This window comes from Novosphingobium ginsenosidimutans (assembly GCF_007954425.1).
GTDB lineage: Bacteria > Pseudomonadota > Alphaproteobacteria > Sphingomonadales > Sphingomonadaceae > Novosphingobium > Novosphingobium ginsenosidimutans.
Map to the genome: position 1 here is coordinate 17,925 of NZ_CP042345.1, position 24,678 is coordinate 42,602.

The 24,678-nt window shown below is 65.1% G+C and carries 23 protein-coding genes; 18 read left to right on the top strand and 5 right to left on the bottom strand.

The window, feature by feature from the left end; genetic code table 11:
• Positions 1-88: 88 nt before the first annotated feature.
• From FRF71_RS00075 to FRF71_RS00105, 7 genes are all read left to right on the top strand, one after another.
• A complete protein-coding gene (locus FRF71_RS00075; RefSeq protein ID WP_147088628.1) occupies positions 89-775 on the top strand; it encodes a VOC family protein in 687 nt (228 codons plus the stop codon).
• A gap of 119 nt (positions 776-894) precedes the next feature.
• A complete protein-coding gene (locus FRF71_RS00080; protein ID WP_147088629.1) occupies positions 895-1,767 on the top strand; it encodes an OmpA family protein in 873 nt (290 codons plus the stop codon).
• A gap of 88 nt (positions 1,768-1,855) precedes the next feature.
• Entirely contained in the window at positions 1,856-3,169 is a 1,314-nt protein-coding gene (gene purB / locus FRF71_RS00085; RefSeq protein ID WP_147088630.1) for an adenylosuccinate lyase, read from the top strand.
• Positions 3,170-3,238: 69 nt separating this feature from the next.
• Entirely contained in the window at positions 3,239-3,553 is a 315-nt protein-coding gene (locus FRF71_RS00090) for a lipopolysaccharide assembly protein LapA domain-containing protein (RefSeq protein WP_147088631.1), read from the top strand.
• 3 nt (positions 3,554-3,556) lie between these two features.
• Entirely contained in the window at positions 3,557-4,231 is a 675-nt protein-coding gene (gene pyrF, locus FRF71_RS00095; protein ID WP_147088632.1) for an orotidine-5'-phosphate decarboxylase, read from the top strand.
• A gap of 65 nt (positions 4,232-4,296) precedes the next feature.
• On the top strand, positions 4,297-5,040 hold the full coding sequence (locus FRF71_RS00100) for an SIMPL domain-containing protein (RefSeq protein ID WP_147088633.1): 744 nt from the start codon (positions 4,297-4,299) through the stop codon (positions 5,038-5,040).
• A 24-nt stretch (positions 5,041-5,064) separates the two neighbouring features.
• Positions 5,065-5,703, top strand: a complete 639-nt coding sequence (locus tag FRF71_RS00105; RefSeq protein WP_147088634.1) for a phosphoribosylanthranilate isomerase — start codon at positions 5,065-5,067, stop codon at positions 5,701-5,703.
• Positions 5,704-5,762: 59 nt separating this feature from the next.
• Here FRF71_RS00105 and FRF71_RS00110 read toward each other — a convergent pair whose 3' ends face one another.
• Complete coding sequence (locus FRF71_RS00110) at positions 5,763-6,224, bottom strand: porin family protein (RefSeq protein WP_147088635.1); 462 nt, start codon at positions 6,222-6,224, stop codon at positions 5,763-5,765.
• A 232-nt stretch (positions 6,225-6,456) separates the two neighbouring features.
• On the opposite strand from FRF71_RS00110, the gene trpB reads away from it, so the two are divergent.
• The 4 genes from trpB to FRF71_RS00130 all read left to right on the top strand — a co-directional run bounded on the left by trpB (position 6,457) and on the right by FRF71_RS00130 (position 10,783).
• Positions 6,457-7,665, top strand: coding sequence for a tryptophan synthase subunit beta (trpB, locus tag FRF71_RS00115; RefSeq protein WP_147088636.1), 1,209 nt, complete (start codon positions 6,457-6,459; stop codon positions 7,663-7,665).
• 180 nt (positions 7,666-7,845) lie between these two features.
• Complete coding sequence (gene trpA, locus FRF71_RS00120; protein WP_147088637.1) at positions 7,846-8,646, top strand: tryptophan synthase subunit alpha; 801 nt, start codon at positions 7,846-7,848, stop codon at positions 8,644-8,646.
• Positions 8,643-9,491: an acetyl-CoA carboxylase, carboxyltransferase subunit beta gene (gene accD / locus FRF71_RS00125; RefSeq protein ID WP_147088638.1), complete on the top strand. Its 849-nt coding sequence runs from the start codon at positions 8,643-8,645 to the stop codon at positions 9,489-9,491. The genes trpA and accD overlap by 4 nt, the downstream gene beginning before the upstream one ends.
• 5 nt (positions 9,492-9,496) lie before the next feature.
• Positions 9,497-10,783: a bifunctional folylpolyglutamate synthase/dihydrofolate synthase gene (locus FRF71_RS00130; RefSeq protein WP_147088639.1), complete on the top strand. Its 1,287-nt coding sequence runs from the start codon at positions 9,497-9,499 to the stop codon at positions 10,781-10,783.
• Here FRF71_RS00130 and FRF71_RS00135 read toward each other — a convergent pair.
• Complete coding sequence (locus FRF71_RS00135) at positions 10,780-12,177, bottom strand: AmpG family muropeptide MFS transporter (protein WP_147088640.1); 1,398 nt, start codon at positions 12,175-12,177, stop codon at positions 10,780-10,782. The two genes, FRF71_RS00130 and FRF71_RS00135, sit on opposite strands and share 4 nt — an antisense overlap.
• Positions 12,178-12,240: 63 nt before the next feature.
• Here FRF71_RS00135 and FRF71_RS00140 point away from each other — a divergent pair, with 63 nt between their 5' ends.
• The 3 genes from FRF71_RS00140 to rsmD are packed head-to-tail and all read left to right on the top strand — an operon-like array spanning position 12,241 to position 14,907.
• Positions 12,241-13,401 carry an aromatic ring-hydroxylating oxygenase subunit alpha gene (locus FRF71_RS00140; protein ID WP_147088641.1) on the top strand — a complete coding sequence of 387 codons (1,161 nt, stop codon included), beginning with the start codon at positions 12,241-12,243 and terminating at the stop codon, positions 13,399-13,401.
• A 31-nt stretch (positions 13,402-13,432) separates the two neighbouring features.
• Positions 13,433-14,359: a pseudouridine synthase gene (locus FRF71_RS00145; RefSeq protein WP_147088642.1), complete on the top strand. Its 927-nt coding sequence runs from the start codon at positions 13,433-13,435 to the stop codon at positions 14,357-14,359.
• Positions 14,356-14,907 carry a 16S rRNA (guanine(966)-N(2))-methyltransferase RsmD gene (gene rsmD / locus FRF71_RS00150; RefSeq protein ID WP_147088643.1) on the top strand — a complete coding sequence of 184 codons (552 nt, stop codon included), beginning with the start codon at positions 14,356-14,358 and terminating at the stop codon, positions 14,905-14,907. Before FRF71_RS00145 ends, rsmD begins: the two co-directional genes overlap by 4 nt.
• On the opposite strand, the gene FRF71_RS00155 is transcribed toward rsmD, so the two are convergent.
• A complete protein-coding gene (locus tag FRF71_RS00155) occupies positions 14,891-16,144 on the bottom strand; it encodes an MFS transporter (RefSeq protein WP_147088644.1) in 1,254 nt (417 codons plus the stop codon). The genes rsmD and FRF71_RS00155 overlap by 17 nt on opposite strands.
• A gap of 92 nt (positions 16,145-16,236) precedes the next feature.
• Here FRF71_RS00155 and FRF71_RS00160 point away from each other — a divergent pair, with 92 nt between their 5' ends.
• Positions 16,237-18,519 (top strand): ATP-dependent helicase, encoded by a 2,283-nt coding sequence (locus FRF71_RS00160; protein ID WP_147091467.1) that lies wholly within the window; start codon positions 16,237-16,239, stop codon positions 18,517-18,519.
• A gap of 69 nt (positions 18,520-18,588) precedes the next feature.
• On the top strand, positions 18,589-20,100 hold the full coding sequence (locus FRF71_RS00165; RefSeq protein ID WP_238339308.1) for a M20/M25/M40 family metallo-hydrolase: 1,512 nt from the start codon (positions 18,589-18,591) through the stop codon (positions 20,098-20,100).
• Positions 20,101-20,106: 6 nt separating this feature from the next.
• Here the strand turns inward: FRF71_RS00165 and FRF71_RS00170 are convergent, their stop codons facing one another.
• Positions 20,107-21,492: a DEAD/DEAH box helicase gene (locus FRF71_RS00170; RefSeq protein ID WP_147088646.1), complete on the bottom strand. Its 1,386-nt coding sequence runs from the start codon at positions 21,490-21,492 to the stop codon at positions 20,107-20,109.
• A gap of 181 nt (positions 21,493-21,673) precedes the next feature.
• Here FRF71_RS00170 and FRF71_RS00175 point away from each other — a divergent pair, with 181 nt between their 5' ends.
• Positions 21,674-22,495: a hypothetical protein gene (locus tag FRF71_RS00175; RefSeq protein WP_147088647.1), complete on the top strand. Its 822-nt coding sequence runs from the start codon at positions 21,674-21,676 to the stop codon at positions 22,493-22,495.
• Positions 22,496-22,505: 10 nt separating this feature from the next.
• On the opposite strand, the gene FRF71_RS00180 is transcribed toward FRF71_RS00175, so the two are convergent.
• Positions 22,506-23,159: a hypothetical protein gene (locus tag FRF71_RS00180; protein WP_147088648.1), complete on the bottom strand. Its 654-nt coding sequence runs from the start codon at positions 23,157-23,159 to the stop codon at positions 22,506-22,508.
• Between the two features lie 72 nt (positions 23,160-23,231).
• Between FRF71_RS00180 and FRF71_RS00185 the strand changes: the two genes are divergently transcribed.
• Positions 23,232-24,677, top strand: coding sequence for an FAD-binding oxidoreductase (locus FRF71_RS00185; protein WP_147088649.1), 1,446 nt, complete (start codon positions 23,232-23,234; stop codon positions 24,675-24,677).
• The last annotated feature ends 1 nt before the right edge of the window (position 24,678 follow it).

Here is a 24,678-nt window from a genome sequence, read left to right on the forward strand (position 1 = left end):
TTAAACTGCCCGCGCGCTGCCCGCAAGCCGTTGCCGAAGCGGATCGGCGCGTGTTAGCCTTTGTCCCGTAACGCACGAGGAGAGGCCGATGCGCGTCCAGCAGCCGAACGGGATCCACCACATCGCGATCATGAGCGCGGACATGAAGGCGCAGCTTACTTTCTTCACCCAGGTGATGGGCTTTCCGCTGAAGGGCCTGTTCGAGATGCACGGCGTGCCCGGCGGCAAGCATGCCTTCCTGGAAATGGGGCCGGAGAGCTACTTCTCAGTCGTCGAACTGGCCGGGATTGACGAGATCCCCAGCACGATCGGCATTACCCATGCCGGGACCGGCGCGGGTAAATGCGCCAAGGGGACGATGCAGCACATCGCCTTCCGCGTCCCCGATCCCGAGGGCCTGATCGCCATGCGCGACCGGATCCGCAGCCACGGCATTCCCGCGATCGGCCCGATTGGCCACGGCTTTTGCCGCTCGATCTACTTCGCCGGGCCGGAAGGGCTGACGCTGGAAGTATCCTGCCAAGTGGCCGAGCTTGATGCGGCACATTGGGTCGATCCCAGAATGTTGGCCGAATGCGGCATCTCCGGCGAGGAGGCCGAGGCCATGCTCAACCCGCCGCCGTGCACTGTGCAGAGCCCGGTGTCTCAGCCCGCCTTCAATCCGTCGGTCCCCAACCTGGCCTATCCGCCCGAAGCGCTTAAGCACATCCTGGCGACACCGGATGAGGCGATTACGAAGCAAGGCAGTTATGACGAGCCGCCGGTCCCCGCGTAGCGTCTGAAAACGGTTCACCGCACCCTCGCCCCAAACCCCCGCGTACGCTATTGACCTGCCACGCCCATTCCTCTGGCAGCGCGGTTGGGGGCGCAGTTGCGCATGGAAGGACTGATCTAATGCGGCTCAATTCAAACAAGCCGGCGGCGTTTGCCTTGCTCGGCATGCTCGCCATTCCGATGTCGGCCGGCCTTTCGGCCCAGGTCAACAACGATCCGAATATCGTCGTCACCGGCGAACCGCTGCCCGATATGAGCGCAATGACGCCCGGGCCTGAGCTGAAGGGCGTAATCACGTCTCGCAAGGGTGACCGGCTGAAGATCACCGCCGCCGATGGCACCAGCACGGTGGTGGCGGTCAACGAGACGACCAAGATCAAGGCCAGCAGCGGCCTGTTTGGCAGCAAGGGTGCCAAGCCCACCACGGCATCGCTGCTCAATGGCCTGCCGGTGACCGTCAAGACCATGCAGGCTGGCCAGGTGCTGCTGGCCAGCCAGGTCAGCTTCAAGAACAACGATTTCAAGACCGCGATGATGATCCGCAATGGTACCGAGCAGCAGTTTGCCGAGCAGACCGCCGCCACCCAGGCGCTGCGCGGACGCATGGCCGATATTGACAATTACAACATCAAGGGCACGACCAACGTGTTCTTCGATACCGGCAAGTGGCAGCTTTCGCCGCAGGCCAAGATGGAGCTGTGCAACGCTGCCCAGCAGGCCGAAGCGACCAACAACGCTCTGCTGCTGGTGGTCGGGTACACCGACTCGGTCGGCAGCGAGGAATACAACCAGACCCTTAGCGAAAAGCGGGCGAGCAGCGTGATCAACTACCTGCAGCAGGCCTGCCGCTGGAAGCCCTATCGCGTGCTGACCCCGACCGGCATGGCCGAGGCTGATCCGCTGGCGGACAACACGACTGAAGAGGGCAAGGCACAGAACCGCCGCGTTGCGGTTAATATCCTTGTCAGCAAGAGCGTCGACGGGCTCGAATAGGACGCTGCGGGGGTGGGCAATGCTCACCCCTTGCCTTTAACGGCCACGCCCCCTAGCGGCTCCCCGAGCAGCCGCTAGGAGTCGAACCATGGTCCCCCGCTACGCCCGCCCCGCAATGGTCGCGATCTGGGAGCCGGAAGCCCGCTTCCGCATCTGGTTCGAGATTGAGGCCCACGCCACACAGAAGCTGGGTGACCTGGGCGTCGTGCCGCCGAGCGGGGCCAAGGCGCTGTGGGACTGGTGGGCGACCAATCCGGCAATCGACGTTGCCGCGATCGATGCGATCGAGGCCGTTACCAAGCACGACGTGATCGCCTTCCTTGACTGGGTGGCCCAGCAGGTCGGCCCCGAAGCACGCTTCATGCACCAGGGCATGACCAGTTCTGATGTGCTCGACACCACCCTGGCGGTCCAGCTGGCCCGAGCGAGTGACATCTTGCTGGCCGATCTCGACGAGCTACTCGCCGCAATCAAGCGCCGCGCCCTTGAGCACAAATACACCCCGACTATCGGCCGCAGCCACGGCATCCATGCCGAGCCAACCACTTTCGGCAAGAAGCTGGCCGAAGCTTATGCTGAGTTCAGCCGCTGCAAGACCCGCCTGCTGGCTGCCCGCGCCGAAGTGGCAACCTGTGCGATTTCCGGCGCGGTCGGTACCTTCGCCAACATTGACCCCTCGGTTGAGGAATATGTTGCCGAGCAGCTCGGCCTTGCGGTCGAACCAGTTTCAACCCAGGTCATCCCGCGCGATCGCCACGCCATGTTCTTTGCGACGCTGGGCGTGATTGCCAGCTCGATCGAACGCCTCGCGGTCGAGATCCGCCATCTTCAGCGCACCGAAGTGCTTGAGGCCGAGGAGTACTTCTCCCCAGGGCAAAAGGGCTCGTCGGCCATGCCGCACAAGCGCAACCCGGTGCTGACCGAAAACCTGACGGGCCTGGCCCGCATGGTCCGCTCGGCCGTCACCCCGGCGCTAGAGAACGTGGCACTGTGGCATGAGCGCGACATTTCGCACTCCTCGGTCGAACGCTTCATCGGACCCGATGCAACCATCACGCTTGACTTTGCCCTCGCCCGTCTGACCTCGGTGGTCGACAAGCTGCTCGTCTATCCGGAGCGGATGCAGAAGAACCTCGATAAGATGGGCGGGCTGGTCCACTCGCAGCGCGTCCTGCTGGCGCTTACCCAGGCCGGGCTTGAGCGCGATGCCGCTTACCGCCTGGTCCAGCGCAATGCGATGAAGGTGTGGGAAAGCGATGGGCAGCTTAGCCTGCTCGAACTGCTGAAGGCCGATCCGGAAGTGGCGGCCGTGATGAGCGCGGGCGAGCTCGAGGAAAAGTTCAACCTCGATTACCACTTCAAGGCGATCGACACGATCTTCAGCCGGGTCTTCGGGGAGTAACTTGCCCTGCCCCGTCATCCCGCCTAGCATCGCACGGCACGTTGCTGACGGCTACGGAGAGATGGGCCAATGCAGATAATCCGCACGGTAATCTGGGTACTGGTACTGGTAGCGCTGGGGCTGTTCACGCTCAACAACTGGCAACCGGTTGAAGTGAAGCTGTGGGAGGGCATCATCCTCGAAACCAAGCTGCCGGCTTTGGTGATCGTCTCGTTCCTGATGGGCTTTCTGCCGATGTGGCTGCTGCACAAGGGTGTGCGCTGGCGGCTCAACCGGCGGATCGGGCTAATGGAAAACACCGTCAAAGCCAGCTCGATGGGCAACCCCGCTCCGATTGCAACCTCAACCCAGCTTGAAGCCGAAGCCCGCAAGGATGTGCTCTGAACCATGTCGAACCCGATCTACCTCGCGCTCGACGTTCCCAGGCTTGATGCTGCCGAAGCCCTCGCCCGCAAAGTAAAGAGCCACGTCGGGGGGCTGAAACTCGGCCTCGAGTTTTTTTGCGCCCATGGCCATCACGGGGTGCATGAGATCGCCAAGATCGGGCTGCCGATCTTCCTCGATCTCAAACTGCATGACATTCCCAACACCGTTGCCGCAGCGATGCAGGCGATCCACGTGCTGGAACCGGCGATTGTCACGATCCATGCCAGCGGCGGGCGCGCGATGATGGAAGATGCCAAGGCAGCGGCGGGCGAACACACCAAGGTGGTCGCGGTCACGATGCTGACCAGCCTTGACGAGAGTGACCTCGCGGCCACCGGCGTCGGCGGTTCGGCGCATGACCAGGTACTGCGCCTGGCGGACCTGGCCCATTCTGCCGGGCTCGACGGGATCGTCTGCTCTGGCCAGGAAGTCGGGGCGGTTCACCGGCAGTGGAAGGATGGCTTCTTCGTCGTCCCCGGCCTGCGCCCGGCCGGCGGCGTGCTGGGGGACCAGAAGCGTGCCGTTACCCCGCGCGAGGCCCGCGATGCCGGGGCTTCGGTGCTCGTCATCGGCCGCCCGATCAGCCGCGCGGAGGATCCGGTTGCCGCTGCGCGGGCGATTGAGGCAACCCTTTAGGCCTTTCTCTGGTTCAGCCGAGCGAAAGCTCGCCGCGCGCAATGCCGCGGAACAAGGAGAAGACCATGAAAATGCTTCGTTTCGCTCTTGCCCCGCTGGCCCTGGCCTGCGCCCTGCCTGCTGCCGCGCAAGTGGCCGCGCCGGTGCCCGCAATTGCCCCGGCCTCAACCCTGCTCTCGGTCAATGCCGAGGCGCGTTCGTTCCGCAAGCCCGACCTCGCGGTGTTCAGCGCCGGGGTAACCAGCCAGGGCAAGACTGCTGCGGAGGCGCTGGCAGCCAATTCGGCCGACATGAACCGCGTGCTTGCCGCACTCAATAAGGCGGGCATTGCCGATCGCGATATCCAGACCAGCAACCTCAGCCTTAACCCGCTTTATGCGCCGCAGGTCGTTGGGCCGGATGGGCGGGTCGAAAATCCTGAGCCGAAAATCATCGGCTACCAGGTTAACAACCAGGTCTCGGTGAAGCAGCGCAAGCTGGCCGATTTCGGCAAGGTGCTCGATACCCTGGTCAGCGCCGGCGCTAACCAGGTCAATGGCCCCAGCTTCGAACTCGACGATAGCGAGACCGCGCTGGACGAAGCCCGCACAGCTGCCATGGCCAAGGCCCGTCAGCGCGCCGAGCTCTATGCCAAGGCCGCCGGCCTCAAGGTCAAGCGGATCGTCTCGATCATCGAGAGCAGTGGCTATGTCCCGCCGATGCCGGTCATGTACGCCAAGGCGATGGCCGAAGTTGCGCCGACGCCGGTCGCGCCGGGTGAAGTCAGCCTGACCGCAAGCGTCGCGGTGCAGTTCGAACTGGCGCAGTAAAGGTCCAAGCGTTAGGGGGCGGCAATGCCCGCCCCCCGGATCAAGCTCTGCGGATTGACCGACGGCACTGCGCTTGACGCGGCGATTGCCGCGCGCGCTGACTATGCGGGCTTCAACTTCTTTCCGTCCTCCCCTCGCTTTTTGGCACCAGCCCTGGCAGCCGAACTCGGCGCGCGGGCTGCGGGGCGGATTGGCCGGGTCGGCGTGTTCGTCGATGCCGCCGATGCCGCCATCGCCGAAGCGGTTGCGGCCGCCCAGCTTGATGCGATCCAGCTCCACGGCAGCGAAACGCCGCAACGCGCCGCCGAAATCCGCAACCGCTTCGGCCTGCCCGTCTGGCGCGTGATCGGTGTCGCCAAAGGTGAGGACGTAGCCAAGGCCGCCGCCTATGCCGGCGCCGCAGACTTCATCCTATTTGACGCCAAGACGCCAAAAGGCACCTTGCCCGGCGGGATGGGCCTGGCCTTTGACTGGAAACTGTTGGCGGGCCTGAAGATCGCGCTTCCCTGGGGCCTGGCCGGTGGCCTCAACCCCGCCAACGTAGCCGAGGCGGTGCGGCTAACCGGAGCCCCGCTGGTCGATGCCGCATCGGGCATCGAAAGTGCCCTGGGCGTCAAGGACCCGGCGCTGATTGCCGCCTTTTGCGGAGCGGCGCGGGCCTGACACCAAAAAGGGGCGGCCCGTCGCCGGACCGCCCCTTCGCTCGGTGGACTGAAAAGTGCTTAAAACTTGATGCCCAGGCCAACCGTCACGGCGTCACTGTCGCTGAAGCCGTTGCCGGTGAAGAAGTGGCGATAGCCAACCTTGCCATAGAGGTTGTTGCCAAAGCCTTGCTCAAAGCCGACGCCGGCGTGCATCGAACCTTCGCACAGGTCGCACGGCTCGGTGGTATAGCCGCCATCGACGAACAGCTTGCCCTTTTCCGAGACCTTGGCGCCAAGGCGACCGGTCACACCGAAGGCGACCTTGGTGCCCGAAGTGCCGATCTTGTCACCCGAGACTTCGAGGCCAGCAAAGGCCTTCTCGCCCAGGTCGAAATCATAGCCGGCGGCCATGCCCCAGAAGTCCTGACTGTCACCGTCGCTCCAGATTACGCCGCCGCGGGCTTCAACGCGGGCCTCGTTGGCGAGCGCGGGCGAGGAAACGGCCACAGTGACGGCCAGGGCGATGAGAATCTTGCGCATTGTCTGTACTCCTTGAATTGGTCCCTGGGTCGCAGGGAACGGGCGGGACTAGGCAGCGCCACCTTGCACCGGCGTGAACAGGCCGTTCAGAAAATACAATGACTTGTTCACCTGTGGCAATTGAGCAACATTTTGTTTCGTTCATCTTGCAGAAAGTTTCGGATAGTCCGACGGTTAAACCGGGCCTAGCGGACCGCTGGACAGCGCCCGCAATCCCTGCCAAGCGCCCCGCATGAACACGGCCAATTCCTTCCGCAACCAGCCCGACGAGCGCGGCCATTTCGGCCAGTTTGGCGGGCGCTATGTCGCCGAAACGCTGATGCCGCTGGTGCTGGACCTGGAGCGAGAATATCGCGCCGCCAAGGCCGATCCGGCGTTCCATGCCGAATTCGACGACCTGCTTGAGCACTATGTCGGGCGGCCCAGCCCGCTCTATTTCGCGCCGCGTTTGACTGAAGAACTGGGCGGCGCGCAGGTCTGGTTCAAGCGCGATGAGCTGAACCACACCGGCGCGCACAAGATCAACAACTGCATCGGCCAGATTCTGCTGGCGATCCGCATGGGCAAGACCCGGATCATTGCCGAAACCGGCGCGGGCCAGCACGGTGTTGCCACTGCCACGGTCTGCGCGCGCTTCGGCCTGCCCTGCGTGGTCTACATGGGCGCGACCGACGTGGCGCGCCAGGCGCCCAACGTGTTCCGGATGAAGCTGCTCGGCGCGGAAGTCGTCCCGGTCACCTCGGGCGCGGCGACGCTCAAGGACGCCATGAACGAGGCGCTGCGCGACTGGGTCGCGAACGTCCATGACACCTTCTACATCATCGGCACCGCCGCCGGCCCGCACCCCTATCCGGAACTGGTCCGCGATTTCCAGAGCGTGATCGGCAACGAGGCCCGCGCCCAGATGCTGCATCGCACCGGCCGCCTGCCCGACGTACTGGTCGCCGCGATCGGCGGAGGCAGCAATGCCATCGGCCTGTTCCATCCCTTCCTGGATGATCCGGAGGTCAAGATGCTCGGCGTCGAAGCGGCGGGTCACGGGCTCGACAAGGAGCACGCGGCATCGCTGGCTGGCGGGCGCCCCGGCATCCTCCACGGCAACAAGACCTACCTGCTGCAGGACGAGGACGGCCAGATTACCGAAGGCCACTCGATCAGCGCCGGCCTCGACTATCCCGGCATCGGGCCGGAGCATTCCTGGCTCAAGGAGATCGGCCGGGTCGACTATACCAGCGTGACCGATACCGAGGCGCTCGAAGGCTTCCAACTGCTCTGCCGCACCGAAGGCATCATTCCCGCGCTGGAACCGAGCCACGCCATCGCCGCCGTCACCAAGCTCGCTCCGACGATGAACAAAGACCAGATCATTCTCGTCAACCTCTGCGGCCGCGGCGACAAGGACATTTTCTCGGTCGCGGAGTACCTGGGCGTGAAACTGTGACCTTGCGGCTCCAAATTGCCGGAGCGATCCTGCTCGCGTCCGCCGGCGTGTTTGCCGCGCTTTACGCCGTCTCTGGCATGCCCGGATTGAACGACTCCTTTCTAGGTTGGGCCTTGCCAGTCAGTCTGGCCGGAGGCGTAGTGGTCGCCCTATTGCTCAGCCGAACTGCGACACGACGCCATGACTGATCGCCTCTCCGCCGCTTTTGCCAAGGGCCGCCCGGCCCTCGTCACCTTCGTCACCGGGGGTGATCCTACTCCGGCCGCCACGCCCGCAATCCTTGATGCGCTGGTGGCCGGCGGGGCGGATGTGATCGAGCTGGGCATGCCCTTTACCGATCCGATGGCCGATGGCCCGGCAATCCAGAAGGCCAACCTGCGCAGCCTGGGCGCGGGAACGCGCACCGCCGATATCCTGAAGATCGCAGCCGATTTCCGCGCGCGGCATCCAGACGTGCCGCTGGTGCTGATGGGCTATGCCAACCCGATGACGATCCGCGGCGCGGACTGGTTTGCCGATGCCAGCGCCAAGGCAGGGATCGATGGGGTGATCTGCGTCGACATTCCGCCCGAGGAAGACCCGGAGCTTGGCCCGGCGCTGCGCGCGAAGGGCATTTCGCTGATCCGCCTGGCCACCCCCACCACCGATGCGGCGCGCCTGCCGGCGGTGCTGGAGGGTTCGTCAGGCTTCCTCTATTACGTCTCGGTCGCCGGGATTACCGGCATGCAGCAGGCCGCAGTCGGCGGGGTTGCTGAGGCCGTGGCCAGGATCAAGGCCGCTTCCGACATTCCGGTTGCCGTCGGCTTTGGCGTGCGCACCCCTGAACAGGCCGCCGCCTTTGCCAAGGTGGCCGACGGCGTGGTGGTCGGTTCGGCGCTGGTTGACCTGGTTGGTGAGCATGGCGCAAATGCCGCCGGGCCTGTGCAGGAACTAACAGCGGCATTGGCGGCAGCGGTCCATTCGGCTAGGACCACCGCATGAGCTGGATTGATCGTGTTCGCAAAGCGCTGCCCTTTCAGGACAAGCGCGACACTCCGGACAACCTCTGGATCAAGTGCCCTTCGTGCAGCGAAATGCTGTTCACCAAGGAATATGAGGAGAACCTCAACGTCTGCCCGCGCTGTGACCACCACGGCCGCATCGGTGCCGACGCGCGGTTTGCCCAGCTGCTCGATCCGGCCTTCACCATCCTGCCTTCGCCCAAGGTCAAGGAAGACCCGCTGAAGTTCAAGGATTCGAAGAAGTATCCCGACCGCCTGAAGGCTGCCCGCGCCGCCAACCCGCATCCCGACGCACTGACCAATGCGCTTGGCACGATTGGCGGCAAGAAGGTGGTGCTCGGCGTGCAGGACTTTGCCTTCATGGGCGGATCAATGGGCATGGCCGTGGGTGCGGCTTTCGTCGCCGGGGCGGACAAGGCGCTCAAGGAAAAGTGCGCTTACGTCATCTGCACTGCTGCGGGCGGCGCACGGATGCAGGAAGGCATCCTAAGCCTGATGCAGATGCCCAAGACGACCGTGGCCGTGCGCCGCCTCAATGCCGCGGGCCTGCCCTATATCGTCGTGCTGACCGACCCGACCACCGGCGGCGTTACTGCGAGCTACGCCATGCTCGGCGATGTCCAGATTGCCGAGCCGGGCTGCCTGATCGGTTTTGCCGGCCAGCGTGTGATCCAGGATACCATCCGCGAAAAGCTGCCCGAAGGCTTCCAGCGCGCCGAATACCTGCACGAGCACGGCATGGTCGACATGGTGGTCCACCGCCGCGACCTGAAGGAGCAGCTCGCGCTGCTGCTTGATTACCTGGGGTCCAGCAAGGCAGCCTGACCCCGGTGCGCGATTTCGCCACGTCAGACAGTCCCCGCGTGCAGGCGCAGCTCGATCGGCTGGGCGCGCTGTCCGTGCCGGACGGACGATTCGGGCTGGAAACGATCCGTGCACTGCTGGCCCGGCTGGACGATCCGCACCTCCGTCTTCCGCCGGTGTTCCATGTCGCCGGGACCAACGGCAAGGGCAGCACCTGCGCTTTCCTGCGGGCCATGCTGGAGGCCGAGGGCTACAAGGTCCACGCCACGATCAGCCCGCACCTGGTCCGTTATAACGAGCGCATTCGCCTGGCGGGCCAGTTGATTGACGATGACCGGCTGGCTGATCTGCTGGCCGAGGTGCTGGACCTTGGCGATGACCTGAACCCCAGCTTTTTCGAAGTGACCATCGCCGCCGCCTTTGCCGAATTTGCCCGCGTGCCGGCCGACGTCTGCGTGGTGGAGGTTGGCCTTGGCGGCCGCTTCGATGCGACCAATGCGCTGGAACAGCCCGCCGTCTGCGGGATCGCCGCGCTGGGGCTGGATCACGAACGCTTCCTGCTGGCGCCCGAGGAGGACGTGCCGACCGTGCCGCTGGAGCGGATCGCCTTCGAGAAGGCCGGCATCGCCAAGCCCGGGGTGCAGCTGGTAACGCAGCAGTACGACCTCGGCATGACCAAGGCCGTGCTCGACCAGGCGATGCGCGCCGGGGCCCGCCCGGCGCTGCGCGGGCTGGACTGGTTTGCCGAGGTTGGTACCGAGATTGCCTATCGCGACAAGCATGGCGAACTGATCCTGCCGCTCCCCGCCCTCACCGGCCCGCACCAGGCCGACAACGCCGCGCTGGCCGTGGCGATGATCCGCCACCAGAACGCGCTGGCGGTTTCAGAAGCAGCCATTCGCACCGGACTGGCCTCAGCCAGGTGGCCCGCCCGTTTGCAGCGTCTGAGCGTTGGCCCGCTGGTCGGCAACCGCGAAGTCTGGCTCGATGGCGGGCACAATCCATCGGCCGGGGCGGCGCTGGCGCAGCATTTTCAGGGCCAGCGTTTCCACCTGATCATCGGCATGCTGGCGAACAAGGACCCGGCAGCGCTGACTGGCCCGCTGGCCGCCAATGCTGCCTCGATTGCAGCCGTGCCAGTGCCGACGCACGAATGGCACCCGGCGGAAGCCTTCGGCCCGAATGCGGTCGCCTTTCCGGATGTGCCGAGCGCGCTCGCCGCTGTGCCGCAGGATGGCCTGCCGGTGCTGATTGCGGGTTCGCTCTACCTCGCCGGCGAAGTCCTGCGCCTCAACGGCGAGCTGCCTGACTAGGCCTTGGCAGGTGCTTCCGGCCCGTCATCCTCGGTACTGGGCTGGCGGATCGACTGGACCAGGTAGCCCTTGCGCCACATCAGCCACAGCAGAAGCATGCCGGGGATCGCGGCGACGATCGTGAAGCCCCAGAACCAGGTCCAGCCGAGCCTTTCCGCAATCACCCCTGCGGGCGAGGCCAGCCAGGTTCGTCCGAAGGCTGCGAACGAGGACAGCAGCGCGAACTGCGTCGCCGTGTAGGCGAGGCTGGAGAGGCCGGAGAGATAGGTCGCGAAGACCGTGAGGCCGATCCCGCTGGTCACGTTCTCGGTCCCGATCGCGGCGACCAGCATCCAGTAATTGTTGCCGCTGACCGACAGGATCATGAACATCACGTTCGAGAACATCATCAGCAGGCCAGAGATCAGCAGCGCCCGGCCCATCCCCAGCCAGAGGATGAACGGTGCGCCCAGCGCCGAACCCAGGATCAGCGCGCCAAAGCCCCACAGCTTGTTGGCGGAAACATAGTCCAGATCGGCAAAGCCCAGATCGACGATCATCGGCGCCAGCATGGTCTGGCCCATGGCATCGCCAACCTTGTAGATCAGCACGAAGCCAAGCACGAGGAAGGCCCCGTGGCGGCCAAGGAATTCGCGGAACGGATTGACCACGGTTTCCAGCAGCCACTGCCCAGCACTGATGCTCTGGGCCTGGGCGAACCGGTCAACGTATTTGCCAGGCCCCGCCAGCAGCGAGCCGATGATCGCGGGAATGATCGCAAAGGCCGTCAGCCCGTAACCCAGCGCCCAGCCGAGCCCCAGGCCTTCGTTAGAGGCGAGATAGACCGTCCCGGCGCCGGCGATCAGGTTGCCGGTGCGATAACCGAACTGGTTGGTGGCCGTACCGTGGGCGAACTCGTCCTCTTCCAGGATCTCGATGCGGTAGGCGTCGATCACGATGTCCTGCGTGGCCGAAAGGAAGGCGGTGGCAATCGCCCAGAAGATGAACGGCCCAAGGTGGCCGGGCTGCGGATCGCTGGCGCCCAATTGCCAAATCGAAACGAACAGCAGCCCCTGGACCAGGTAAAGCCAGCTGCGCCGCTGGCCGAACAGCCGGGTCAGCACCGGGATCGGCAACTTATCGACCAGCGGCGCCCACAGGAACTTGATCGTATAGGGTGTGCCCAGCGCGACCGCGAACCCGATCGTGGCCGTATCGATCCCGACCTTGGCGAGCCAGAAGGTCATCGTCGCCACCAGCAGGGTCAGCGGAAAGCCGCTGGAAATGCCGAGCAGGAAGGTAATCAGCGGGTTTTTGCGCAGATAGGGCCGGAATGACGGGATCCGGGTTGCCAGCAGGCCCAGGCCCAGCAGCACCCCGACAAAGATCACAAAGCGGATCAGATCGACCGACATTCACGCGCTCCCCACCAAATTCGCTTGCGACACTAGCGCGGTTTGGGTCTATTCCTAGCCTTGATGGCCACCGCATCCACACTTCCTGGCAGCAGCCCAACCCCCGGCCAGCTCGCCCTGGCGCAGGCGATTGCCGATGGCTGCACCCGGCCGAGCAGCGGCGTCTCGACCGTGCCCGCCAGCGTCTATACCGATCCCGCGCACTGGGCGCGCGAACAGGCCGCGTTGTTTGGCCGGTTGCCGCAGGTGCTTTGCCCTTCGGCGCTGATCCCTGACAACAACATGGCCGTCCCGCACGATGCAACTGGGCGCCCGCTGCTGATCACCCGCGACGGCGACGGCGCGATTCATGTGCTCATGAACGTCTGCAAGCACCGCGGCACACGGCTGGTCGAGGGGCAGGATGTGCAGTGCGGCAAGCGGCTGACCTGCCCGTACCATGCCTGGACCTATGCCACTGACGGCCGCCTGCTCGCCCTGCCCCGGCCGGATACCTTCCCGGGCCTCGACAAGGCTGGCTATAGCCTGGCCGAATTGCCGAGCTGCGAGGCTGGCGGGCTGATCTGGTATGCTCCGCAAGGAGACGCCGATTTTGGCCACGCCATCACCCTCGGTGCTGATTTCGATGCCTTTGCGATGCGCGACCTGCACCTGTTTGCGAGGCGGACCCATGACGTCGCTTCCAACTGGAAGCTGATCATGGATGCCTTCCTCGAAAGCTATCACGTGCTGCGCCTGCACGCGGCGACCATCGCGCCGTTCTTCAAGGACGGGGTGACCAGCGGCGATCAGATCGGCCCGCACCAGCGCAGCTTCGTGGGCCGCGCCGCGGAGATGGAGGGCGTCGACCTGACCGACATGACCGCGCTGCGGCGGCTCGGCACCTTTGCCTATCAACTGTTCCCCGCCACCGTCGTGATCATGAGCCCGGACTATGTGAACGTTATGGCGCTCTGGCCGCAGGGGCATGACCGCACCCTGGTCGAGGACTTCATGCTGATCCCAGAAGCACCGCAGAGCGACAAGGCGCGCGATCATTGGAAACGGTCATGGGCCCTGCTGGATGGCGGCGTCTTTGGCAGCGAAGATTTCCGCGCCGCTGCGCTCGGCCAGCAGGGGCTGTCGACCGGCGTGGTGCCCGAACTGACGCTCGGCACGCTCGAAGGCGGGATCCGCCGGCTCCATGAAATCTGCGCAGAGCAGATCGCGCTCGCCGAAGGGTGACGCGCGGGCGTTCTGCCGCTAAGGCCGCGCCATGACTGCATCTGACAACCCTCGCAACGGTGATCGCATCGCCAAGCTCCTTGCCCGTGCCGGCATCGCCAGCCGCCGCGAGGTGGAGCGGATGATTGCCGATGGCCGGGTCAAGATCGGCGACGAGGTTGTCACCACGCCCAATACCGTCCTGACCAGCCTGAAGGGCGTGAGCGTGGACGGCAAGGCCGTGAAAACGCCCGATCCGGCCCGCCTGTTCCTGTTCCACAAGCCCGCCGGCCTGATCACCGCAGAGCGCGATCCGGCCGGGCGGCCGACGATCTACACCGCGCTGCGCAATGCCCTGCCGGCCAATGCCGGGCGGGTCATGCCGATCGGCCGGCTTGACTTCAACACCGAGGGCCTGCTGCTGCTGACCAACGATGGCGGCCTCAAGCGGACGATGGAGCTGCCCGCCACCGGCCTGCCGCGCACCTACCGCGCCCGCACCTTTGGCGACATCACCCAGGAACAGCTCGAGGAGCTGATCGAGGGGATCGAGATCGAAGGCGTGCGCTATGGTCCAATCAACGCCAACATGGAGCGCAGCACCGGGCGCAATCAGTGGATCGAAGTGACGATCACCGAAGGCAAGAACCGCGAAGTGCGCCGCGTGCTGGAGCATTTGGGGCTGGAAGTCAGCCGCCTGATCCGCACCGCTTATGGTCCGTTCGAACTGCTCGACCTGCCGCGCGGCCAGGCGGTGGAACTCAAGCAGGTTGAGGTTGAGCGCTTCATGAAGGGCCTGAAAGTTCCCGGCGAGGCCGCTGAACCCCGACCTGCGCATGAACAGGCCCGGCTGCGCATCCGCCGCGATGGCCCGCGCGCTGGCACGGGCGGGAAGCCGGCGGGCCGCAAGCCATCGCCCACCAAGCCGCCAGCACCGCGCGGGGCCGCTCCCCGCAAGCCTGGACCTGGTCGCAAATGAGCCTGCGGATCATTGCCGGGCAGTGGCGCGGGCGCAAACTGTCGGCTCCCACAGGTGACGCCACTCGCCCGACCGCCGACCGTACCCGCGAAACGCTGTTTTCGATGCTGGTCAGCCGGATTGGCACCTTCGAAGGGCTGACCGTGGCAGACATGTTTGCCGGATCGGGCGCGCTTGGCCTTGAGGCACTCTCGCGCGGGGCCGCTTCATGCCTGTTCGTCGAGCAGGATGCCGCTGCGCTGCGCGCGCTGCGCGGCAATATCGCCAATCTCCAGGCCCAACCGCAAACCGATGTCCGCGCCGGATCGGTATTGGCGCTGGGTCCGGCCAAGACGCCGCTTGATCTGATCCTGCTCGATCCGCCCTACCGCAGCGGCGCGGGCGAAGTGGCACTCGACAAACTTAATCGGCTCGGCTGGATCGGCCCGGCGACCTGGGTCAGCCTGGAAACCGCCTATGACGAACTGCCGCAGGCCAAGGGCCTCGAAGCCGTCGCCGATCGCAAGGTCGGCAAGGCGCGCCTGACGCTGTTCAGGCTTTCGGCTTAGCTGCAGCTACGCCCACCAGCGTGATCAGCCCGGCCAGGCTCAAGAGCAGCCCGGCTTGCGCGCCCATGCCTTGCCCTGACAGCCACTGTGCCGCCAGCGGAGTCAGCGCCCCGCCAACGATCCCGCCCGCGTTGAATGCCACCGAGATCCCGCTGTAGCGTACCCCCACCGGGAACAGCGTCGGCAACCAGGAGCCAAGCGGTCCATAGACGAAGCCCATCACCAGCAGCGCAGACGCCAGCGTGACGAAAATCGTCGGCAGCGAACCAGAGGACAGCCCCGGTCCGAAAGCCACCCCCAGCGCCACCGTTGCCAGCGCGCCCAACAACAAGGTCCGCCCCGGCGAAGTGCGGTCGGCGTGGAATGCCGCCAGCACGATCCCCAGCGCGAGGAAGGTATTGGCCCCCAGTTGCACCGCCAGGAAAGTCTCGCGGTTGTAGCCAAAGGTCGTGGTCCCCTGGGCCAGGGCATAGGCGGTAGCGAGGTAGAAGATCGCGAAGCAGGCAATCACCCCAGCGCTTCCGGCCAGCAAGGGGCCAAGGTGCCGGCGCAGCTCCCACAGCGGCACGGCGTGCGGCGGGGCCTTGTCGAGCGCTTCCTGAAAGGCGGGGGTCTCACCGATCTTCAGCCGCACCCACAGGCCGATGATCACCAGCACGGCGCTGAACAGGAACGGCAGGCGCCAGCCCCAGGCGTTGAAATCGGCATCGGTCAGCCACAGTCCGAGCAGCAGGAATAGGCCGTTTGCTGCCAGGAAGCCCAGCGGCGCGCCCAATTGCGGGGCGGCGCCGAACCGCGCGGTCCAGCCCGGCGGCGCATTCTCCACCGCCAGCAAGGCCGCCCCGCCCCATTCGCCGCCCAGACCAAACCCCTGCCCGAAACGCAGCACGCAAAGCAGCGCAGGGGCGACCCAGCCGACCATGGCATAGGTCGGCAGGAAGGCGATCAGCAGGGTCGATCCACCCATCAGCAGCAGCGAGGCCACCAGGGTGGACTTGCGCCCGATCCGGTCCCCGAAATGGCCAAAGGCAATCGCCCCGACCGGCCGCGCGAAGAAGGCGATGCCAAAGCTCATGAAGCTCAGCATGACCTGGGTGGTCGGATCGCTGGAGGGGAAGAACAATGGCCCGAAGACCAGCGCGGCCGCCGTCGCGTAGATGTAGAAATCGTAGAACTCTACTGCCGTGCCAACCAGGCTGGCGGTGAGGATGCGGGCGTGCTGGCGCAAGGGATGCATGGGAAGCCGTGCTGCGGGGTAAGACAGCCGGTGTCAACCGCCGCGAAGCGCTTGCACCCGGCAGCGATGTTCCCTAGCCGTTCCGCGTGACCATGCTCTCCGACTCCAGCTCCGATCCCCTGCTCGACGGTCTCAACGTGCCGCAGCGCGAGGCCGTGCTAGCCACCGAAGGCCCGGTGCTGATGCTGGCGGGCGCCGGTACTGGCAAGACTGCGGCGCTCACCGCACGGCTGGCGCACATCATCCGCAGCCGGCTCGCCTGGCCGAGCGAGATCCTCTGCGTCACCTTCACCAACAAGGCCGCGCGCGAGATGAAGGAGCGGGTCGGCCATCTGGTTGGCCCGGCGGTCGAAGGGATGCCCTGGCTCGGCACCTTCCACGCCATCGCCGCCAAGATGCTGCGCCGCCATGCCGAACTGGCGGGCCTGCAATCGAACTACACGATCATCGATACCGACGATCAGCTGCGCGTGCTCAAGCAGCTCATTCAGGCCGAGGGGCTAGACGAAAAGCGCTGGCCGCCCCGCCAGCTTGCCCAATGCATCGATCGGTGGAAAAACAAGGGACTGCGGCCCGAAGATCTGGATGCACTTGAGAATGAAAGCTTTGCCAACGGGCAAGGCCAGAAGTTCTACCGGCTCTACCAGGACCGGCTGAAGACGCTCAACGCCTGCGATTTCGGCGATCTGCTGCTGCACGTCGTCACGATCCTGCGCAGCTACCCGGAAGTGCTGGAGCAGTACCGCGCGCGCTTCAAGTACATCATGGTCGACGAGTATCAGGATACCAACCAGATCCAGTACCTGTGGCTCCGCTTGCTGGCCCAGCCGCGCCACAACATCTGTGTGGTGGGCGATGATGACCAGTCGATCTATTCATGGCGCGGCGCAGAAGTTGCCAATATCCTGAAGTTCGAGAAGGATTTTCCGGGCGCGAAGATCATCAAGCTGGAGCAGAATTATCGCTCTACCCCGGATATCCTTGCCGCCGCCTCGGGCCTGATCGATGCCAACAGCCAGCGGCTCGGCAAGACGCTGTGGACCGAGCGCAACGGCGGCGACAAGGTCCGCGTGATCGGGGTCTGGGATGCGCCCGAAGAAGCCCGCCGGGTCGGCGAGGAGATCGAGCGGCTGGAACGCGAAGGGGCCAGCCTCAACCAGGCGGCCATTCTGGTCCGCGCCCAGTTCCAGACCCGCGAGTTTGAGGACCGCTTCATCGCGATCGGCATGGGCTACAAGATCATCGGCGGCTTCCGGTTCTACGAACGCGCCGAGATTCGCGATGCCCTGGCCTACCTGCGGCTGATCTCGCAGCCGAGCGACGACCTGGCGTTCGAGCGGATCTACAATACCCCCAAACGCGGCCTGGGTGACAAGACGCTGGAAAAGCTCCACCGCCATGCCCGGGTGCGCGGCGTGCCGCTGAGCCTCGCCGCGGTCGAAATTGCCGATACCGACGAGCTGCCGGCCCGCGCGCGCAACACGCTGGTCGATTTCATGCGCGGTGTCGCCCGCTGGCGCGATCTCGCTAAGATCGCCGCCCCGGCGGAACTGGTCCGCACACTGCTCGACGAAAGCGGCTACACCGCCGCGCTCCAGGCCGAAAAGACCGCTGAAAGCGCGGGACGGCTGGAAAACCTCACCGAACTTGCCCGCGCGATGGAGGAATACGAGACGCTCGGCGATTTCCTCGAACACGTCAGCCTGGTGATGGACAATGAGGCCGCCGACGATGCCGAAAAGGTCACGATCATGACCATGCACGGCGCCAAGGGGCTGGAGTTCGATAATGTGTTCCTGCCCGGCTGGGAGGAAGGCGTCTTCCCAAGCCAGCGCGCGCTTGACGAGGGCGGGCTTGCCAGCCTGGAGGAGGAACGCCGCCTGGCCTATGTCGCGATTACCCGCGCGCGGCGGCGCTGCACGATCCTCCATGCCGCCAACCGCCGGATCTATGGCCAATGGACCAGTTCGATTCCCAGCCGCTTCATTGCCGATCTGCCCGATGCCCATATCGAACAGGAATCGACCCTGTCGGGCGGTGCGTCGCTATGGCGGGCGCAGTGGAGCGAGCGCGACGATCCCTTTGCCCATGTCGCCCGTGACAATTCCGCCCGCGCTGCCACCCGCGGCCCTGGCTGGCAGCGCGCCGCGGCGTCCGCCTATGACCCCACACCGCGTCGCCTGCCCGAAGCGACCCGCTCTGCTGCCAGCTTTGCCGCCAAACCGCGCGGCGACATCGCGCTTGGCGCGCGGGTGTTTCACGACAAGTTCGGTTACGGCACGGTGATCCAGCAGGAAGGCAACAAGCTGGAAATCGACTTCGAAGCCGCCGGTCCCAAGCGCGTGATCGACAGCTTCGTGAAGCTCGCCGACTAACCGGCCAGGGCGGCTTGCCAGGCTGCCGGAGGCGCGCCATCCTGCTCTTCGAACAGAGGGGATGACATGATGCATGACCGCCGCACGCTGATCCGCAATTCGATGCTGCTCGGGGCCGGCATGGCCCTGCTGCCACAGCCCGGCTTTGCCAAGGCTGATGCCCGGGCGGCGATCCGCAAGGCGGCGCTGGCCAACAAGGCAGCGGACATCAAGCGGCTGCAGGACTGGATCGGCCTTCCCACCATCGCAGCGGAAAATCGCAATGTGGCCGAGGGCGCGGCCTATATGGAAGAACTGGCCAAGGCAGCCGGCTTCACCGGGGTCCGCCAGGTCAAGACCGATGGCCTGCCGGGCGTAGTCGGCTTCATGGACAATGGCGCGAAACACACGCTTGGCATCTATTTCATGTATGACGTGAAGCAGTTTGACCCGGCTGAATGGCAATCCCCGCCGCTGGAAGCGCGGCTGGTCGACAAGCCTGGCTGGGGCCAGGTCGTGATAGGACGCGGCGCGGTTAATCAGAAGGGACCCGAGGCGACATTGCTCGCCGCGCTGCACGCGATGAAGGCTGCCGGGGTAAATCCCCCGGTCAATCTGGTCCTGGTGGCTGAGGGCGAGGAGGAGATCGGCTCGCCCCATTTCCGCCAGATCGTCGAAACGCCCGATGTACTCGCTGCGCTGCGCAAGACCGCCGGGATATTCATTCCCGCCGGCTGGCAGAATGCCAATGGCAAGGTCGACGTGAACCTGGGATCGAAGGGGATCATCGAGCTGGAGCTGATCGCCAGTGGTGAAAAGTGGGGCCGCGGGCCAAAACAGGACATCCATTCCAGCCTCAAGGCCATGGTCGATTCCCCAGTCTGGCGACTGGTCCATGCGCTCAACACGCTGGTCACGCCCGACGGCAACACCGTGGCGATCGACGGCTGGTTCGAGAACGTCCGCAAGCTGACCCCGCGCGAAAAGGAACTGATCGCCAAGGTCGCCTCTGCCGGCGACGAGGCGCAGCAGAAGGCGCAGCTGGGCGTCACGCACTGGATCGACGACCTGCCCTATAACCAGGCACTGGAACGGCTGGCACAGGAGCCAACCGTCAATATCGAAGGGCTTGTCGCCGGTTATACCGGACCCGGCGGCAAGACTGTGCTGCCTGGCCGCGCCGTGGCCAAGCTCGACCTCCGGCTGGTGCCGAACCAGACCCGCGCCGAAGCAACACAAAAGCTCCGCGCACATCTGGATGCCCGCGGCTTCAAGGATATCGAACTTAACGTTTCAGGCGGTTACGACCCGACCGAAACGGCTGAAAGCAGCCGCCTGATCCAGGCCGAGCTTGCGACCTATCGCGCACTGGGCGTGGAAGCGGCGCTCAACCCGCGGTTGGCGGGGTCGTGGCCGGGTGCAGTGTTTACCGCCCCGCCGGTTTCGATCCCGGCCGGGCACTTTGGTCTCGGTAGCGGCGCCGGAGCTCATGCGCCAAACGAATGGTATCTGGTGGAATCCACCAATCCCAAGGTTGCCGGGATCACCGACGCGACCATGGGTTACGTGGAAATCATGTACCAGCTCGCTGCCGGCAGATAACTTCGGTTAAAGCGCGGAGATACCCAGGAAGCCGGGGATCGGGCCATTCCATTCGCCGGGCTGGCTAGGTGGCTCGCGCTCTTCCCGGCGCGGCTTTTCCGGGCGAGCAGCGCGCTCGGCGCGCGAGGTTTCTTCGCGGGCCGGAGCTTCTTCACGCGGGGCGCGCGCTTCGCGGCGCGGTTTGTCCTCGCGCGGCTTGGCTTCCCGCTCGGGCTTATCTGCGCTGGCCTTACGCTCCCGCGGAGCGCGTTCGGGCTTGTCGGCAGCTTTGCCGGTCTCGAGCGCATAGACCGGGATCTTCATGCCGGTCAGCTTTTCGACGTTCTCAATCGCTTCCAGGTCTTCCGGCGCGACCAGGGTGAAGGCGCGGCCCGTGGCTCCGGCGCGGCCGGTGCGGCCGATGCGGTGAACGTAATCGTCCGGATGCCAGGGCGTGTCGAAGTTGAAGACGTGGCTTACGCCCTTCACGTCCAGCCCGCGTGCAGCAACGTCGCTGCAGCACAGGATGTTGATCTTGCCGTCCTTGAACTGGTCCAGCGTCGCAATGCGCGAGGATTGATCCATGTCACCGTGGATCTCGCCCGAGGAGAAACCGTGACTCTGCAGGCTCTTGTTGAGCTCGCGCACCGTGGTCTTGCGGTTGGCGAAGATCATCGCGGTGCTGACATTGTCGGACCGCAGCAGGGTGCGCAGCACGTCACGCTTGTTGCGGGCCGAAGGCACCAGCACCTTGTGCTGCGCAATGTTGACATTGGCCGAGGCCGGGCGCGCCACTTCGATCGACTTCGGGTTGGTCAGGAACTTGTCCGCCAGCTTCTTGATCGGCGGCGGCATGGTCGCGCTGAACAGCAGCGTCTGGCGGGTGGTCGGCAGCTTGGAACAGATCGTCTCGATGTCCGGGATGAAGCCCATGTCGAGCATCCGGTCGGCCTCGTCGATCACCAGCAGATCGCAGCCGGTCAGCAGGATCTTGCCGCGCTCGAACAGGTCCATCAGCCGGCCCGGCGTGGCGATCAGCACGTCAACGCCTTCGTTCAGCGCCTTGACCTGGTCCCCCATCTGCACGCCGCCAATCAGCAGCGCCATCTTGAGGTCATGGTTCTTGCCGTAAGCCTCGAAATTCTCGGCCACCTGAGCGGCAAGCTCGCGGGTCGGCTCCAGGATCAGGCTGCGCGGCATCATTGCGCGGCGGCGGCCATGGGCTAGGATGTCGATCATTGGCAGCACGAAGCTGGCGGTCTTGCCGGTGCCGGTCTGGGCGATCGCGATCAGATCGCGCATCATCAGCACGGACGGGATCGCCTGGGCCTGGATCGGCGTGGGCGTGTCATAGCCCTTGGCTTTGACGGCCTGGACAAGTTCGGGAGAAAGGCCGAGATCGGCGAAGGGCATAAAGTCAGAATATCCGGAAGAGTAAGAGCGGTCTGACGGACCTCACGGGACCGCCGCCACTGCTGAGCCGCGCCCTAGGCCCAAACGGGGCGGAAAGTCAAGGAAACTGGCCGCTACCTGTTGCCAAGCGCCCCCTCCGCGCGCAGTCTGCCTGGAATAGCCGGATGGTAGGGGACAGCCGATGCCGATGCGCAGGGCGCACTTCTGGGTGCTAGTGATGCTGGTGGTTACGGTGATAGCTTTCTGGCCCGGCTATTTTTCGAAACTCGGCGGCGCAAAGTATCACATCCATATCCATGCCCTTGGCGCTGTACTGTGGACCATGCTCGTAGCCGGGCAAAGCTGGTCGATTGCGTCGGGCCAGCGCAGCCTGCATCGCACGGCGGGTCTGGCCAGCTTTGTTGTCTTCCCGCTGTTTCTGGTTGGCGGCATGCTATCCTACCAGGCCGAGGCGATCCCGCTGGTCGCAACGCCCGACAGCCCGGACAACCTGTTCATCGGCCCGTTCGGCTTCTTCGATGGGTTGGCCAACATTGGTTTCGCAGTGCTGGTGCACGGCGGTTTGAAGTATCGCCGCAATGTGCAGCTGCACGCCCGCTACATGGTGGCGACTCTGCTGTTCCTGGTCTGCCCGCTGCTATTTCGCGTCCTGCCCCGCTTGCTGCCAATCCTCGACAGCAGCACCCCGGAAACTGCCGCGCGGTTCGCCTATGCCATGGCCGCCGGCAACCTTGGCGCACTGCTACTGGCCGTCTGGCTGTGGCGGCAGACCCCAAAGTGGGGCAGGCCCTTTGTCATCGCGAGCGGCTTCATTATCGCCCAGCAAGTGCTGTTTTCAACGGTTGGAACCACGGTGGCCTGGACCGATCTGTTTGCCCGGATTGTTGGGGTAAACACTGGGCTGCTGGTGATTGGAACCGTGGCGGCCAGCGCCGCGATCCTGTGGCACGGCTGGACCGCTGGCAATGCGCCAGTCAGGCAAGCGGCAGCAGCGGCCGAATAATTCGCGCGGCTCAGTCCTCGACCAGCATCATTTCACGATAGCCCTGGACCTTGCACTTGGCCCCGCTACGGGCGAGGAGTTCGTCGCGATCGACGCAGAGCTGTCCATCGCTGTGCTGCGAAACGAGGAAGCCGGAGTAGTAATCACGGCCCTGGCAGGCCTTTTCCAGCGTTGCGCTGACCAGCCGCTGGCCGCGCAGGAAAAGCACCAGCTTGTTGCCGCCGCCCGACTGGACCCCCAGCACCGAATTCAGCGGCACGCACTTGCCCATCTTGCGCTCGATCACCCGCGGTGCGCCCATGTCGCGCGCCTCGCTGCTGGCCATGGCCGCCAGCGGCATTGGCGCAGGGCGCGGGCTGATGCGGATGGTTACGCGCTGCTCGATCCGCACTTGTTCGGCCACCGGCAGGCGGAAATGATCGCGGAAGATCGGGGCAATTTCCTCTCCGCCGTCACTGATGCGAGCGACCGGATGAGCGGGGATCGAGATCAGCGGCGCCTTGGATGGCTGGGAAACGGCTTCGTGCGGCAAGGCCGGATTATCCTGCGCTGACACCGCCGCAGCCATGCCGACTGCGCCAGCAGTCAGGGCCAGCGCCACTTGCGCAAGAAAAAGGGTCGATCGCTGCATTGCCCCGCCGAAATAGCCCCCGTGCTTGAACATGCGCTTAACCCGGCAGCACCGCGACCCGCAAGGGGCTGGAAAGCCCCCCTCCCCCATGCGATAGCACGGGCGATGACTGCCGAGACCGAAACCTTCCTGGCCGAAGCTGCCGCACTCCTTGGCCCGCGCGGACTGACCCGCGATGCAGATCTGGTCACCCCGTGGCTGACAGACTGGCGCGGACGTTATACCGGGGCGGCGCTGGCCCTGGCGTCGCCCGCTTCGACGGAAGAAGTCGCCGGACTGGTCAAGCTCTGCGCCCGCCACGGCGTACCGATTGTTCCGCAGGGGGGCAATTCCGGCATGTCTGGCGGCGCCACCCCCGACGCGAGTGGCCGGGCAATCCTGCTCTCCCTGCGGCGCATGACCGCGATTGGCCCGGTCGATGCCGACGCCCGGCAAGTAACGTGCGAGGCCGGCGTGGTTCTACAGAACCTTCATGCCGCCGCTGAAGCGGCAGGCTTGCGCTTTCCGTTGACGTTGGGCGGCAAAGGTTCAGCGACGATTGGTGGGCTGATTTCCACCAATGCCGGCGGCACACAGGTGCTACGCCACGGGGTGATGCGGGCGCTGGTACTGGGGATCGAGGCCGTGTTGCCCGATGGCTCGGTCTATTCCGCTCTCACCCCGCTGAAGAAGGACAACCGGGGCTTCGATCTCAAGCAGCTGTTCATTGGCGCCGAGGGGACGCTGGGGATCGTCACTGGGGCCACGGTCAAGCTGGTGCCGGCGCTCGCCGATCGAGTCGTCGCCTGGGTCGGCTTGCCGTCAATTCACGCCGCGCGCGCGCTGCTGCTCCACTGCGAGGCCAATGCCGGCAACCTGCTCGAAGGGTTCGAGGTGATGCCGCAGGCCTGTCTCGAGGCGGTGTTGGATTATCTGCCTGACTCGCGAAATCCGCTGGCCGGGCAGCACGCCTGGCATGCCCTGATCGAGCTGGCCGCTAATGCCGATACCGCTGCGAGCCTGCGCGAGCGGGCAGAGGCACTGCTGGCCGAGGCATTCGAACGCGGTCTGGCAGAAGACGCCGTGCTTTCGGCGAGCGAGGCCCAGGCCGAAGCCTTCTGGATGCTCCGCGACTCCGTCTCGCCGGCAGAGCGCGCCAAAGGACCGGCGATGCAGCACGATATCTCGGTGCCCGTTGCTGCCATGGCCGACTTTGTCGCCACCGCCGCACCCGCGATCGAAGCGGAGTTTCCCGGGACCCAGGCCCTTGGCTTCGGACACCTGGGCGATGGCAACATTCACTTCCATGTGCTGGCACCAAAGGGCGTGGTCCATAGCGAGTGGGCAGAGGGCCAAGGCAAGGCAATCAGCGCCCGCGTCCACGATCTGGTGACCGCCGCGCAGGGTTCGATCAGTGCCGAACATGGGATCGGCCAGATGAAGCGCGACGAACTTGCCCGACTGGGCGATCCGGTAGCTCTGAACCTGCTGCGGCAAGTCAAAAAGGCGCTTGATCCGAATGGGTTGATGAACCCTGGCAAGCTGCTTGCGCAAGGCAGTCCAACCGCCTAAA

Coding starts and splice junctions, on each gene's coding strand:
- FRF71_RS00155 (WP_147088644.1), bottom strand. CDS start 16,144: ATGCATCCCTTGCGCCAGCACGCCCGCATCCTCACCGCCAGCCTGGTT.
- trpA (WP_147088637.1), top strand. CDS start 7,846: ATGACTGATCGCCTCTCCGCCGCTTTTGCCAAGGGCCGCCCGGCCCTC.
- rsmD (WP_147088643.1), top strand. CDS start 14,356: ATGAGCCTGCGGATCATTGCCGGGCAGTGGCGCGGGCGCAAACTGTCG.
- pyrF (WP_147088632.1), top strand. CDS start 3,557: ATGTCGAACCCGATCTACCTCGCGCTCGACGTTCCCAGGCTTGATGCT.
- FRF71_RS00090 (WP_147088631.1), top strand. CDS start 3,239: ATGCAGATAATCCGCACGGTAATCTGGGTACTGGTACTGGTAGCGCTG.
- FRF71_RS00165 (WP_238339308.1), top strand. CDS start 18,589: ATGCATGACCGCCGCACGCTGATCCGCAATTCGATGCTGCTCGGGGCC.
- trpB (WP_147088636.1), top strand. CDS start 6,457: ATGAACACGGCCAATTCCTTCCGCAACCAGCCCGACGAGCGCGGCCAT.
- FRF71_RS00105 (WP_147088634.1), top strand. CDS start 5,065: ATGCCCGCCCCCCGGATCAAGCTCTGCGGATTGACCGACGGCACTGCG.
- FRF71_RS00145 (WP_147088642.1), top strand. CDS start 13,433: ATGACTGCATCTGACAACCCTCGCAACGGTGATCGCATCGCCAAGCTC.
- FRF71_RS00135 (WP_147088640.1), bottom strand. CDS start 12,177: ATGTCGGTCGATCTGATCCGCTTTGTGATCTTTGTCGGGGTGCTGCTG.
- purB (WP_147088630.1), top strand. CDS start 1,856: ATGGTCCCCCGCTACGCCCGCCCCGCAATGGTCGCGATCTGGGAGCCG.
- accD (WP_147088638.1), top strand. CDS start 8,643: ATGAGCTGGATTGATCGTGTTCGCAAAGCGCTGCCCTTTCAGGACAAG.
- FRF71_RS00180 (WP_147088648.1), bottom strand. CDS start 23,159: ATGTTCAAGCACGGGGGCTATTTCGGCGGGGCAATGCAGCGATCGACC.
- FRF71_RS00075 (WP_147088628.1), top strand. CDS start 89: ATGCGCGTCCAGCAGCCGAACGGGATCCACCACATCGCGATCATGAGC.
- FRF71_RS00110 (WP_147088635.1), bottom strand. CDS start 6,224: ATGCGCAAGATTCTCATCGCCCTGGCCGTCACTGTGGCCGTTTCCTCG.
- FRF71_RS00160 (WP_147091467.1), top strand. CDS start 16,237: ATGCTCTCCGACTCCAGCTCCGATCCCCTGCTCGACGGTCTCAACGTG.
- FRF71_RS00140 (WP_147088641.1), top strand. CDS start 12,241: ATGGCCACCGCATCCACACTTCCTGGCAGCAGCCCAACCCCCGGCCAG.
- FRF71_RS00185 (WP_147088649.1), top strand. CDS start 23,232: ATGACTGCCGAGACCGAAACCTTCCTGGCCGAAGCTGCCGCACTCCTT.
- FRF71_RS00080 (WP_147088629.1), top strand. CDS start 895: ATGCGGCTCAATTCAAACAAGCCGGCGGCGTTTGCCTTGCTCGGCATG.
- FRF71_RS00100 (WP_147088633.1), top strand. CDS start 4,297: ATGAAAATGCTTCGTTTCGCTCTTGCCCCGCTGGCCCTGGCCTGCGCC.
- FRF71_RS00175 (WP_147088647.1), top strand. CDS start 21,674: ATGCCGATGCGCAGGGCGCACTTCTGGGTGCTAGTGATGCTGGTGGTT.
- FRF71_RS00170 (WP_147088646.1), bottom strand. CDS start 21,492: ATGCCCTTCGCCGATCTCGGCCTTTCTCCCGAACTTGTCCAGGCCGTC.